This window comes from Streptococcus oralis (assembly GCF_026782235.1).
GTDB classification, from domain to species: Bacteria; Bacillota; Bacilli; order Lactobacillales; family Streptococcaceae; genus Streptococcus; species Streptococcus oralis_CC.
In genome coordinates, this window is record NZ_JAKUWE010000002.1 from 368100 (window position 1) to 380970 (window position 12871).

At 34.0% G+C, this 12871-nt stretch carries 20 protein-coding genes and 1 pseudogene; all 21 read left to right on the forward strand.

The features are described 5' to 3' along the window. The first annotated feature begins 4 nt into the window (after positions 1-4). A complete protein-coding gene (locus MK396_RS02245; RefSeq protein WP_061409454.1) occupies positions 5-199 on the forward strand; it encodes a hypothetical protein in 195 nt (64 codons plus the stop codon). Between the two features lie 72 nt (positions 200-271). Continuing rightward, positions 272-514 (forward strand): synthase, encoded by a 243-nt coding sequence (locus MK396_RS02250; RefSeq protein ID WP_268723527.1) that lies wholly within the window; start codon positions 272-274, stop codon positions 512-514. 10 nt (positions 515-524) lie between these two features. Continuing rightward, positions 525-860 carry a hypothetical protein gene (locus MK396_RS02255; protein WP_268723528.1) on the forward strand — a complete coding sequence of 112 codons (336 nt, stop codon included), beginning with the start codon at positions 525-527 and terminating at the stop codon, positions 858-860. 279 nt (positions 861-1139) lie between these two features. Then, positions 1140-2644, forward strand: a pseudogene (locus MK396_RS02260) (primase C-terminal domain-containing protein). Positions 2645-2732: 88 nt separating this feature from the next. Further along, positions 2733-2894 (forward strand): hypothetical protein, encoded by a 162-nt coding sequence (locus MK396_RS02265; protein ID WP_268723529.1) that lies wholly within the window; start codon positions 2733-2735, stop codon positions 2892-2894. 8 nt (positions 2895-2902) lie between these two features. Then, on the forward strand, positions 2903-3106 hold the full coding sequence (locus MK396_RS02270) for a hypothetical protein (RefSeq protein WP_000878299.1): 204 nt from the start codon (positions 2903-2905) through the stop codon (positions 3104-3106). 15 nt (positions 3107-3121) lie between these two features. Beyond that, positions 3122-3544 (forward strand): hypothetical protein, encoded by a 423-nt coding sequence (locus MK396_RS02275; RefSeq protein ID WP_001292118.1) that lies wholly within the window; start codon positions 3122-3124, stop codon positions 3542-3544. After that, entirely contained in the window at positions 3541-3987 is a 447-nt protein-coding gene (locus tag MK396_RS02280) for a thioredoxin domain-containing protein (protein ID WP_268708072.1), read from the forward strand. Before MK396_RS02275 ends, MK396_RS02280 begins: the two co-directional genes overlap by 4 nt. Continuing rightward, positions 3980-4210 carry a hypothetical protein gene (locus MK396_RS02285; RefSeq protein ID WP_009730751.1) on the forward strand — a complete coding sequence of 77 codons (231 nt, stop codon included), beginning with the start codon at positions 3980-3982 and terminating at the stop codon, positions 4208-4210. The genes MK396_RS02280 and MK396_RS02285 overlap by 8 nt, the downstream gene beginning before the upstream one ends. Positions 4211-4219: 9 nt before the next feature. Next, the gene (locus MK396_RS02290; RefSeq protein ID WP_084850965.1) at positions 4220-4441 is read left to right on the forward strand and encodes a multidrug transporter MATE; all 222 of its coding nucleotides are present in this window, start codon (positions 4220-4222) and stop codon (positions 4439-4441) included. Further along, positions 4428-4937, forward strand: coding sequence for a hypothetical protein (locus MK396_RS02295; protein ID WP_084850967.1), 510 nt, complete (start codon positions 4428-4430; stop codon positions 4935-4937). The genes MK396_RS02290 and MK396_RS02295 overlap by 14 nt, the downstream gene beginning before the upstream one ends. A 1-nt stretch (position 4938) precedes the next feature. Then, complete coding sequence (locus MK396_RS02300) at positions 4939-5949, forward strand: hypothetical protein (RefSeq protein WP_268723530.1); 1011 nt, start codon at positions 4939-4941, stop codon at positions 5947-5949. A 16-nt stretch (positions 5950-5965) separates the two neighbouring features. Continuing rightward, complete coding sequence (locus MK396_RS02305; RefSeq protein ID WP_268723531.1) at positions 5966-6790, forward strand: hypothetical protein; 825 nt, start codon at positions 5966-5968, stop codon at positions 6788-6790. 121 nt (positions 6791-6911) lie between these two features. Next, positions 6912-7199, forward strand: coding sequence for a hypothetical protein (locus tag MK396_RS02310; protein ID WP_050077969.1), 288 nt, complete (start codon positions 6912-6914; stop codon positions 7197-7199). Positions 7200-7603: 404 nt separating this feature from the next. Further along, positions 7604-7939, forward strand: coding sequence for a hypothetical protein (locus MK396_RS02315; protein WP_268723532.1), 336 nt, complete (start codon positions 7604-7606; stop codon positions 7937-7939). Next, a complete protein-coding gene (locus MK396_RS02320) occupies positions 7932-8279 on the forward strand; it encodes a hypothetical protein (RefSeq protein ID WP_180833417.1) in 348 nt (115 codons plus the stop codon). Before MK396_RS02315 ends, MK396_RS02320 begins: the two co-directional genes overlap by 8 nt. 2 nt (positions 8280-8281) lie before the next feature. Beyond that, the gene (locus MK396_RS02325; protein ID WP_268723533.1) at positions 8282-9070 is read left to right on the forward strand and encodes a DNA/RNA non-specific endonuclease; all 789 of its coding nucleotides are present in this window, start codon (positions 8282-8284) and stop codon (positions 9068-9070) included. 10 nt (positions 9071-9080) lie between these two features. After that, positions 9081-9530 (forward strand): hypothetical protein, encoded by a 450-nt coding sequence (locus MK396_RS02330; RefSeq protein WP_261446681.1) that lies wholly within the window; start codon positions 9081-9083, stop codon positions 9528-9530. 10 nt (positions 9531-9540) lie between these two features. After that, on the forward strand, positions 9541-10101 hold the full coding sequence (locus MK396_RS02335; RefSeq protein ID WP_268723534.1) for a hypothetical protein: 561 nt from the start codon (positions 9541-9543) through the stop codon (positions 10099-10101). An 18-nt stretch (positions 10102-10119) separates the two neighbouring features. Next, complete coding sequence (gene mobP2, locus MK396_RS02340; RefSeq protein ID WP_268723535.1) at positions 10120-12489, forward strand: MobP2 family relaxase; 2370 nt, start codon at positions 10120-10122, stop codon at positions 12487-12489. A gap of 117 nt (positions 12490-12606) precedes the next feature. Further along, entirely contained in the window at positions 12607-12867 is a 261-nt protein-coding gene (locus MK396_RS02345; RefSeq protein ID WP_000770569.1) for a hypothetical protein, read from the forward strand. Positions 12868-12871 lie beyond the last annotated feature (4 nt).

Below are 12871 nucleotides of genomic sequence, written 5' to 3' on the forward strand. Positions count from 1 at the left end.
TAAAATGACAAAAACTGTTACATATCCACGCTTTGTGGACGTTGACCGAAATGGTGTTTTTCAAAAGGTGTTTGTAACATCTAATGGAAACGAGGAGTGGTGTTCTCCTACTGGACGTGAGTTACAAGAAGGTCCGGATGTTATGGACCACTGGCTCGAATACGAGGACAGTGAGGGTGAACTTCACTACGGTAGATAGTTTCTACCACCATTTTATTTGTTAGTTTATTTATTTATTTTAGGAAGCCCAATACGGGTAGGAGGAAATTTTATGATTTTGTTGTATATTGTATTGTTTGTTGTAGGAGTGTACATTTCGTTCAGTGGAGTATTTATCATAGCTAAAAATACAGACATCACACTTAGCTGGAGTGGTAAGAAAGATTTCTTTCCAAATCTAACTACTTGGGAATGGATGGTGAGTATCTTTTTAATTATTGTAGGAGGGGGAATGATATACCTATCGTCTGCTGATTTGTTACCGTATCTTATAAATTCATTTGAGCTAAAATAGGAGGTATAGTATGACAGTATTGTATTATTATTTTTTCATAGCAAAGGATAGATTGAAATCCATAAGGGAAAACATTCTTTATTCTAAGAGTTTGCGGAAAGTGCTGGGTAATATAGTTCTTTGCTTTATTTCGCTTATCGCTATTCCTATATCTTATTCTCGGTTTCTAATATATCTCGCCAACTGGATTTCAATGTCGTTAATAAGTTCTGGATTAATTGAGAATAAAGCAATATTGCTTATATTAGGGTGCGTTTCACTTATTACTATTATTGAAATGGCAGGTATGCTTATTATTTCATTGTTGGGAATTCTGGCTTTATCTTTTTGGATACTAGTAAAGTAATATTATGAATTTTTTTGGTAAAGAATTACAGAATAAGAAAGAAAAAAGGGTTGCAAATTTACCAGACAGTAAAAAAGAATCCGTAAATTTTTTAAAGTATAGTTTAATGATCTTGTTAGCAATGATACTGGTCGTTGCTCTTCTATATATTTTCAATGCTGAACTACTTTTGAAATTATTAAATCTCATAATTGATTTTTGTCAAAAATTTATTGATTTATTTTCTTTTTAGATTATTGCTATCTCCACTATCATTGTTTAAATAATGAGAAATTAAATATGAAAAAGATTGATTTACTAAAATGCTTATCCATCATTACAAAAGACGGATTAAGAACACAAAAATTTAAGAATAGCCATCTACAGCTTATCTCTTCAGCTGAAGAAGGAAGACGAGGCTCTGTATTTGCTTATCGTTCAAAAGCGAATATGGTGAAGGCACGTGGTGTTGTTTTAACCTCTGTCGAATCATTGCTTGAGAACCAGGATCAGTTTACACACTGGACTCCTAACGTATATTGCTATGGAAGCTATAGCGATGCTGGTCGACGGATTACACGTGGCCACTCTGAAGATAATCTTAGACAGATTAACACATTCTACATTGACTTTGATATTACCTCTGCAGCTGAAGAAATGACGACAGGAGATATTTTAACTGCTTCCCTGGAGCTAGGTTTTATGCCGACATTGATTCTAAAATCTGATAAAGGATTTCAAGCCTATTTTGTCCTCTCAGAATCAGCCTATGTTACAGCTCATTCCCAATTTCGAGTGGTGAAGGTGGCCAAAGCAATCTCTCAAAATTTGAGAAATTACTTTGCTCAAACTTTACCAGTAGACTTGACTTGTAACCATTTTGGGATTGCTCGGATTCCTCGAACTGATAACGTTGAGTTCTTTGATGCTGACTATACCTATTCGTTCCAGGAGTGGTTAGATTGGTCAATGAAGCAATCAGACCTTCCCTTCCCAAGTAAAAAGCCAAATTTGACGGTTATTTCAGGTTCTGAAGGAGTAAAACAGATTGATGAACCCTGGTATCAATTGTTGATGAGAGAGGGAAATATCAAGGGTGGAAAAGCCTTGATGGGAAGAAACAACGTTCTTTTCACACGCTGGCTTTAGCTAACTTCTCTTCAGGAATCAATCAAGGAGAGTGTGAGGAAGTTCTTTCTAACTTTAATGCAAATTTAGACGAACCACTTTCTTCAGCTGAATATCATAAGATTATTACAAGCGCCTATTCAGGAAAATATGAAGCTGCTAGTCGTGACTATGTAATGGCTTTATGTAAAGCATGGGTCAATCAGGAACTCAAGGCTTCAGATCTCTTTGTGAAGCAGCGTTGGTACAAGTTTAAGAAGAAACGTGCTGACAGAAAGAATAGTCATCTTCATGAATGGAAAACAGACGTAATGGCCTATTTAGAAGGTTTCTATCAATCTGAGGATCCATTTATCCAGACGACGAAAAAAGAGATACGAGAGAAGTTGAACATCCCTGAACGCTCATTGGATAAAGTATTGAAAGTTCTCAAAGCCGAACAAAAGATCTTCTTCACAGTCAAACACGGCCGTGGAGGAGGCATCAGATTAGCCTCTATTAAAGCAATCTTGCTTTCCCTTATCCAGGTGAAGAAAGAGCGTCAGGAGGCTTATATGGCCAATATTGCTGCTTTCTTTGAAGAAAGCTTTGAGTTCACTCAGAGAGTGATAGAAAGGGTTAAAGATGCCTTTAAACAAACACAACAACTATCTCTATTTGAGCTTGATATTGGATAATTTTAAAAACCCGTCAACTGCCTTACATTTATATCTACGATTATTACAAGGATATACATGTATATAAAATAACCTATGGAGGAATGATATGATTTTGATTTTAGTTGGATTCTTTAGCTTTATATTTGTAGGAGGATTTTTCTTAGTTCTCTCACTTATAGGGATTCGTCAACAAGTTCGTTTTGAAAACGGATATGATTCTGAATTAGAGACAGATCGATTGGCAATGATTGGCCAAAATAGAAAGTGAGAAGAAGAATGAAGTACGTAATTTTCAGTTTTGAATTAGGTGACTATATTTGTAATGGGGAGAATAAAGTTTTAGTTTTTGATACTTTGGGACTAGCTTTTCAGTATCTTCAAAAACATTACCGTAAACCACTTCCTGAACAAAGAAAAAAGAGATTGATCCACTATCCTGATGTGTATCAAGCTCCGTTTAGACTTCTAAAAGTTTGTTAGGAAGGGGAAAGGTCGATGTCAGAGTTATTCAAAATTATTCGAGGCTATTACCTAACAGGGGTTGGTCAGGAACCATTGGCTTATTATTTTAAACTTTCATCGGATAACTTAAAATTTGAGTCTGTTTCTGCAGGTGATGTCGCTTTAACTTTTTATCAAAACGAGGAGAGTATTTCTAGCATTCCAGCGATTATTAGAGTAGATAGTGTTATCTCGAATGATAAAATGATTTCAGATTACCTGCAGGAGGAGTTGAGAGATCATTATCCAATGTTGCCAATTGTCCGTGTATTGGATTCCGAGGAATTTGATCCTTTGCTTTTTCAAGAAGTGATGACAACGTTCACTAACTTGAAATCAGAAATAAAAGAATTGGCCAAGATTGATTATGTTCAAGGTTCCATATTTGATTTTATGGATGAGGAGGAAATAGGATGAGAGAGCTTTTTCGACACATTAAGTTAGCTGTAGGGGCTATTCTTGTCATTTTAGTTGTGAGTCTCGCAGTTCTAGGGGGGTATAGGGTGTATAAAGATCATTTTATCTTAGATTATGATCCTCACCTTACTCAGAAGGAATACCAGAATACTGTACTTGATCAAAATGTAAACCTAGTATTTTATAAAAAAGATTGTCCTTACTGTCAGGTTGGAAAAAGTGTAGTTGTAGATGCAGCCAATAAAGGTTCTTATCCTACATTTTACATTGATACTCAGACAGAAGAAGGTCAAAAGTTGGTAGAAAAATACCAGGTTGAAAAAGCTGCTACTATCATCAAGATTCGTAAGGGGAAAATAAAGAAATATCTATATGCTTCAAGAGATTCAGAGGAAAAGATTGTAGCAGATGAGAAAAGTATTCAGGAGGCCATAAATGACTAAAAGGGTAAAGCTAAGTAAATGGGCTGAGACAGCTTTTCAAAATGATTGGGAACTATGGCGTACTAGGACAAATGAAGGAATGGTTGTTTTAGGAAAATTATCAGATGGAACGTTTACCCTACATCGTTTTAATGATGAGGGAGGAAGACTAACACATATTTCGCAAGATGAGGCCCTTTGGCTAACATTGGATTTGGCACCTGAAAAGTTAGGTTGTATTTAAGGAGGCAGTATGTATCAAATTTTAAATGCTATTGCGCATGGCGTGGTTGGAACTATCTTGATTGCGATCTGGTTTGTACCGCTCTTCAGGATAACTATATGTGATAACTTTGGAAATGAAATCAAAACGAAAAGGCTGCCATTGGCGTTCTTAATGCTACTAAAAAGTGTTTGGCCGAAAAGTAAGGTTTCATTTATTTGGAAAGGATATAAGAGGCATGAGAAGGACTAAATCATCTAGTTTGAAGCAGAAAAGAGCTAACAAACATTTGAGAGGTATAAAAAAATATACATTATCGAATGAACAATTGAATGAGCAATCGAATGAACAAAAAAGTTTTGATTATGTATCAACTTCTGATATGTTGTTTGCAACAAATGTGAGGTATCGAATTTTTATAATTTTAGGAGGCATATCTGTTTTTATTTTGCTAGCTTTAGTGCCAATCAATCTCTTTTTGGGCTTTATTGCATATGTAATAGTAAATTTAGTTAATATGAATTCAAATTTTTTTCAATTAGTTGGAGTGAAAGACGTTTCTTTTATGACAGTCTTTGAATCGTTTTATTTGGGAAATGTCGAGTTTATGAGAGTTGTATTTGTAACTATTTGTGTAGCTACTATAGTTTTTTCTTTATCTTTATATGTAATGTGGGTTACTGAAAAAAAGACAGATATAACCTCTTTAAAAAATCAGTATTATGGAAAAATCAGGAAGGAGAAATAAAATGTCTACTTTAATTGAAATATCCAAACGCTGGATTGAAAAGATAAAATCTAGCCCAATTCTGAAGCCATTTATTAAGATTAAAGTTTGGTTTCAAGAGAATATTATTAAGAGAAAACTAGTTATTTTCTCAATGTTGTTTGTGACCTGGTTAAGTCTTTTGATGGGAGCAATTTTCTCACCACAAAGACAAACCTATACTTCAGAACAACTCAAAACAAAGCAAGTTTTTGCGAATGGTAGTGGTGAGATGAAGCTGGTCAGCCAGGAATATTCACCAGATACTGGAATTATCGTTTTACAATTTGAGACGAAAGATGCTACGACTTCGATAGATCGGGGCATCGATGCCAAACGATTGAAATGGAAACTCTATGCGCAGCATAAAGACTCAAAAATAGAGATGGATGTTGTGCCAATCATTGATAATAAAGTATCAGTTATTATTAAAGGAGTTCCGAAAAATTTTGGTGCATTTGCGATCGATGTGACAAATCAGACAGTATCTTCTAGTTCAATTGATGTGAATATTTCATCACCATCCAGCGATTCTAAAAAGGTTTCTCAGAAGAAATCTGGAGAAGATGACACTGTACAATTCTTTGTAACCCCTCAAAATCCTCAGCTTGAAATCAAAGCTATTGAGGTTGTCTCCAGAGAAGAATTTACTCTACAAGAAATCGAAAAAGAAATCAATTTCCAAAATGATCAGTCTCAAAAATTGACAACATCAATTGCTCAATTGAAGGAATCAATTGAAGATGATAATTCACGAAAAGCGAGTCTTCAAGCAGAAGCAAAATATCTAACAGGTGATGATCTTGAAGCCAATCAAAAGAATATTGCTACGCTGGATACAAACATCGAAACAAAGAACAGAACCATTGAAACAGCTTATAAAAACATTGAAAAGTTGAAGGCTAAATTGGAGTCTTTGGACAAGAAAAAACAAGCAGTCAAAGATGGAACATTTGAATTTTCAACCCCTATTGAAACTGTAGAAATGAATTAAAGTGAGGTAAAATAAAATGAAAAATTTAATTAAAATGGTAAAAGAAACTGATAAATTGGGATATAAATTATCTGCAATTTGTGGAGTGAATTGGCTTATTAGACAAGCCTTTAAATGGCAATCTTTAGTATTTGAAATGATAGCGTGTGCCGTTCTGATTAAAAAAATTTCAGCAGTACTTGAAATTAGTCCAAATTATTTAGGATTTTTGATGTTTATTTTTATCTTAGTCGTTCCTTTTTCAAAATTGCGTTTTGGTGTTGAGAGATTTATTTTTTCATTTTTTGAAAGTGTTGTGTTAGGCTTGATTTTTTCAATCGCAGTGGATTTTCCATTTCAAGAAAATGAATCATTGTTCTGGCTTTTAGCCACAATCTTTAGTATTGGTATTTATTATTTCATGAAGTGGTTTCAAGCAAAACTTTTTCAGCGTTATTTATTCAAAAATATCTTAAATAAGGACTATCTTGGAATCCGAAAATTAAAAGATAAGTTACCTCCTAAAATCAATCTTTTTACGGATGCTGATGAAGGTGATGCAAACCAACGAATGATTACGATTAATCAGCGAGCAGTGAAAAAGGATTATCAAGATATTGTAGAATTAAGTTTTTTGAATAGAGAAAAACAGACAGGTATTTCCTATTATAGAAAAGCATGGAATGGTTCTGAAGCTCCTCTTGAAAGAGAATTTGTAGACATTGAAGAATTGTATCATCCAGTATTCAGTGTCTTCCCGTTTGGGAAAAAACATGATTTTTGTTTCGAGATGATTAAATTTGATGTAAGTAAAAAGAGTGCATTTTCTATGAAAGTCGAGTTTGTGTTTACCAACAAATAGTAGTCAAAAATCTCCTTAATTTTTGAATTAAGGGGATTTATTTTTTATAATTGTCCCTTTAAAAAATAATTTTATATTTTAGATTACAATAGGCTTAATTAAATAAAAAGGAGAAGTAATCATGGCTAAAAATGATTTAACAAAAATTGATAATCAACTGGAAGAGGCGAGGAAAAAAGTTGCTCTTTTGGAAGAGGAACGTAAAGAAGTAGAAGAGAATCTTCAAAAACAAATTGGTAAAATTTATGTACAAATTCAATTGAAGAAAAATAAAAATCAGTCGTATGAATCAATTATTGAAGAGTTAAAAATGGAATTGAACCTCATCAAAGAAGATGAAAAAGAACAACGTTTAGCAGCGAAGAAAAATCGTGAAGAAGGAGACTTTCCAGCTGAAAATCAGTCTTAATTTTTGAGTTTTGAACTTCCAAATGAAGTCAAAAACGGTGTAAGTAAAAGTATGTAAAGAAGAAAAACCGTGTAAGTATAACACCTATAAAGTATGTAAAGGTAAGTATCGCATGTGTGTGTAAGTAGGCGAAGCCGAGAAAATTACCGGTACTGGAAACGTTGATACTATCAACATATCACGGCACGTGATATCAGTTTCCCTTATGCTCTTTTCTACCACAACACACCTAAAATGGACCTTAGTCCCTCTGTGTGTGTTAGTGTGTTGAAAAACCGCAAAAATAGAACCGTATCGGTTCGTGATGTTGCGAGGTTGAAGTTTTCTTTTTTGCTTCTTTTTGCTTTTGCTTCGACAAAAGAAAAAAGAAGGGCGCTATTTTTTAGAAAGGAAAATTTAAAATAATGGCAAATATAAAACAAAATCGAATTGAGATTAGAGGCCTTACTGATGATGAAATTAATTATCTAAAATCTCTTGCGAAAAAAAATAAAGCCAACTCATTTAACGATTTTTTGCTTTTAATCTGTCGTGAAAAAATTGAGTATGGAAAATTTAATCGTGCTCAAGACTTGTATGTTGCTCATTTGGAAAATATGAAATTAGCTTCTGACCATGTTTTGAACCAAATGAAAAAACAGAAAAAAATATTATCTGAATTTGAAGAAAAAATGGATCGTTATGGTGATCATATTTCACGTTGGTTAGAGTATGAAGGAGAGGTGGAAAGTGATGACTAAAAATTTTTTAATTCGAAATGTTCCCGACGATATGTTTGAACAACTTCAGGCTATTTCAAAAAAATATAACTATCCGAGTTTCAATGAGTTTATGTTATCGCAAGTTCAAAATATCGTAATGAATGACGGATTGAATTTGTACAATAACCAATTTGCGGAAACATTATCTGTCATCAAAGAACAACAAAGTAAGATTTTAGAATTGATGTTGAAGAATGAAATTTCTCTTTCAGCTTTAAATGTTAAACAAGATATTGTAAATGAACTAACTACAAATTGGTTACATTTTATGGATGATGTATCTGCGCTTGAAGCTGAACGACGGTCAGGTGGTGTTTAAAAATGAAGAAGAATAAATCTCTGTTCATCATTCTTATTTTTCTTGCAATCTTTATCGTACAACCTAACAATTTTAATGCTATCAAATCTGGCTTGACACAAAATGATATTCCGACTCAATTGAACATAGCCGATTCAGCTGAAGAAAAAAATTCCGACTCAAATTTGAATCCTACTCTGAAAAATGATGATTTGAAATCGAAGGAGTATGATGAAAAAAATCAGGTGATTGTTGTCAATGAAAAATCACAATTTACAAAAAGCGAATTGAGTTTAGAAAATGGCAGCTGGGAAAAATATTCTGATCTAGATTTTTTAAATCGTGTAGGAATTGCTGAAGCGATGTTGGGAAAAGATTTGATGCCAACTGAAGATAGAGAATCTATTTCGTCTATCACACCAACAGGATGGAAAAATAAAAAAATAATTTTCAACGGGAAAGAAGATTATTTATATAATCGTTCTCACTTAATCGGTTTTCAATTAAGTGGAGAGAATGCGAATGCTAAAAATTTATTTACAGGTACACGTGCTTTAAATGCAAATTTTGAAGATGAACAATCATCAATGGTCTACTATGAAAATAAAATTGCTAACTACATAAAAAATACGAACCACCATGTCCGCTATCGAGTAACTCCTATATTTAGAAATGTGGAATTAGTTGCTAGAGGAGTTCGTATGGAAGCGCAGAGTATTGAAGATGATGAGATCTCATTTGATGTATATATCTTTAATATTCAACCAGGATACAAAATCAATTATTTGACAGGATCATCTCAGAAAAATTGAGGAGGGAAAAATGAATCCAAGACTTAGCTTATATTTTAGCGAAGAAACACATGAAAAATTTAAGGAAATAAAATCCTACTTGAAAGAATCGTCTGCTTTGCAGAAACAATATCGAAATAATTCAGCAACGCTTGTCACTTTGATTGAAGTTTTTTATAAACTCTTTATTGAATTAGGAGAAGGAAAAAATTTCTATGAGCGACTGACTCAGCTGGAAAAAAATTGGGGGGATGCCTTTGATTCTGGAAATGACAACAAGGCAATTCATCGTCAACTTGATCAAATTCTCTATTTAACACTAACCAACTTTCATGCTATTACGAAAGATGATTTTGATGTTCAAGATTTGGAATCTATTCATTCACGACTGGATCCTACACAGCATGAATTAATGGCACGGATTAACGATGTCATTCAAGAAGATGTTGCACGTGGTCAAACAATGAAACATTCTCATTGAGGTATAGTAAATGGTAGATGTTGTTAAGATCTATTTAGAAACAGGAGATTTTCATGAAGCGGTGAGACAGTCAGGGTTGCCTACTCATATAGCTCATTTGAAATTGATTAAGAGCGGCTGCCTGAAAATTCAAGATAAAATTCAATATGGTTCTAGGACAGCTAAACTCGGGGGAATGGCCGAGGAGCTTTTTCAAAAGTATGTCCCAGATGCAACGGATGCGAATAAGTATTTCAAGAAAAATAATCCAGTATATGATTTTTGGCTAGATGGTCTAACGATTGATGTAAAATATAGCTCATTATATAAAAGGAAAAATGGGAACTCCCATCACTGGCAATTGAGGACAAAAGGAAATCAAGATTTTATTGTCGCCTTTTTAGAACGAGAAAGTGGTTCGGAGTTAGAAAAGCCAAATATCTTATTGATACCCATGCAATTTGTTGAAGAGCAAAAGGAATTACATATTTCTCAATCAGGACGGTGGATCAATGATTTTCAAGTTGAACCTGAAGAATTACAACCGTTATTAAAAGACTACGCTCTTTTAAGGAAAAATGGATTATTTTAATTCAAAGAGAGGAAAATAATGAACGTATCTTCTAGTCCAAGTATTACCTTCATGCTGCAATACACTGAAGCAAATAGTGGCTTTGTAGACTACACCAATAGAGACGAAGCTGTTGAGGTTGATAATGAATTAAATTTAGAAACACACAGACAAAATATTGAGTCTCTAACTGAAGATGAACTACAAAAAATTCAAGCTGAAGTTCCAGAAACAAAACTTAATTTTCAGGAATACATTGATTATATGAATCGCTCTTATGCTACTGAAAACCAAAATGAAGAGATGACAGCCATTTTTACAAAAGAGGCCAATTACTTGCAGCGTAGCAAAGTAACTGAATTGAAAAGTAAGTTAGAACAGGCTTATCAAAATGGCTCTCTTCTATGGCAGGGTGTTATCTCTTTTGATAATGATTTTTTGGCCAAAGAGGGATTATATGATCTGGAAACTGGAAAAGTCGATCAGCAAGCTATCAAGTCGGTCATACGTGAAGCATTGCCGAGGTTGATTGAAAAAGAAGGCTTATCTGATTCATCATTTTGGTGGGCTAACATTCACTTGAATACGGATAATATTCATGTGCATTTTGGTTTATCTGAAGTTGAATCTGCAAGAGAAAAAATTTTCTATCGACCTCGTGGACGAATGGAGTACAGAGGGAACTTTTCCCAAAAAACCATTGAGCGTTTTAAAAGTGATGTTTTTCATGGCCTGTTAAATGAACAGACTAGAGGAATGATTGTTAGAAGAGAACAAATTTTGGCTAATATCAGAAGTGAGTTGATCAATTCTGTCTTTAGAGATCAGAAGGTTCGTTCTTCGGCTGAAAAAAATTTTTTGGAGCAGGCTTACAACCATTTGCCAATGGATAAAAAATGGCGTTATGGATCAAATGCAAGAGATTTTGCAGTCAGTAAATTCTTCATCGACCGCTATCTGGATTCCTATTTAGAAAATGATGGGAAAGAGCTCTATCAAGAATTTCTGAAAGAAACGAAGGACTTCCTAGAAACTTATAGAGGAGCTTATTCAGCTGAAAAAAAATCAACCTACGAAAAGATTCGGAAAGTTGATGGTCGTTTTGAGAAAACACAACAGGAGGCTGCAGGCTATCATCTGCAGCAATTAATTGCGAGTCGAGAGAAGGAATTGAGAGAACGACTAGCAAATAAAATTTTGCACCTATTTCGTGAGAATGCTCCTGAAATAGATGATGTTCGGCTGGAAAAAAATTTGGCCAATTTCTCAGAAAACAATCAAAAATTAATTTTAGCTCAGGATTCTAACGCAAGTGTTGTCAAATCGTTGCAAGCGTGGAAAAGATTGGGTTATGAGTTGAGAGATGGAGCAAAACCCCTTAAAATTATAAAACCAACCTACTCTGCTTATGATAAGCAGGGGAGAGGGATAGGGGTTCCTGACTTTGTTAGTGACCTAGTTTATGATGTCAGCCAGATGAAAGAGAATTTACTAGCAAAACAGCTAACACTAAAGGATTTATCCTTATTTTCTTCAGATGAATTGAGAGCTCTTGTGGATGCAGCCAAGAATAAATCTGATCGTACTTTAAAAGAACGTCAGGAGTTAGGAACATTTCGCTATGCATTAAAATTGAGTTTATTGGAAGAAAAACAAAGTAGCTTATTAGTTCGTAAAGCTCTTTTTGATCAAATTCAACCACTTGAAACCGATAAGCCATTTGTTGAATTGAAAAAGAAAGAAATTCAACAAAGACTGAAGCTGACTGAATTGCAACTGACTCCAAATTATAAACTAGATGAAGCAGACCAATCTCTAAAACAATTTCTTGCTAACGAGTTTGAAGATAGTGTTTCATTTTCAGTAGAAAAGGCTGACTCATTAACAATTCAAGCACCTATTAAACGTTTGAAGGAGGAATTAGCTACAATTCAACCTCTTCAAGATGAAGGAGTTTTGACCATTCTAAAAGGCTATCCTATTACGAAAGATAGCTACATAGAAGAGTTACAGACACATATCTCTATTTTTCAGTTGAAACATCAGATTTACAGTCGAAACAAGGAAATTTCACAAACGACTGATCAAGCAACTGTTCAAAAATTAAAACAGGAGAATTCAAAGGGATTTTCTGAACTCAAATTACTCTATCAAAAATTGTTGCCAGAGGAGGAAAGTAATCAGAAAAGTCAGTTAGCTCAAGCTGTTTCACAGAAAATGCAAGAAAGAAAGGTCTTGCAAAGAAAATCTATCTGCCTATCAAAAGGTAAAGCAATCATCAATACAGATTTCATGAGAAATCTGACTAACTCTCTTCAGAGGGCACAACGTGCAAATAAAAAAGCCCTCATGGAACGTGAGAGAAGTGATGAGAGACAAGAATTTGAAGAAAACGGACAAAGTATATAAGAGTCATTGTAAAAGCAGTGACTTTTTTGTTGAAAAATGGAATTATATTGTCCCTTTAAATGGGATTTTTTGGTTATTGAATAGAATAGAAGGATAAAAAGAGAAAGGAGAAGAAAAATGAAGCTATTATTTCCAGATGTCGCAGTTGAAGACTTTGATTTCTCAGCCGAATGGTTAATTACGGCAATGAATGCTGATAGCAAGCAGGTGCATTTTGAGGGTCAAGGAAGAAATTCTGATTTAGAAATGGTTCTAGATTTTAAGGAGAATTCTGAGCTATTTGAATCTTTTTCAGTAGGGGAATTGGTTCACTTAGATCCAGAAACATTTCTACAAGCAGAGAAAGAGCCGTACAAACCACAGTATGAAGGATTTTAAGGAG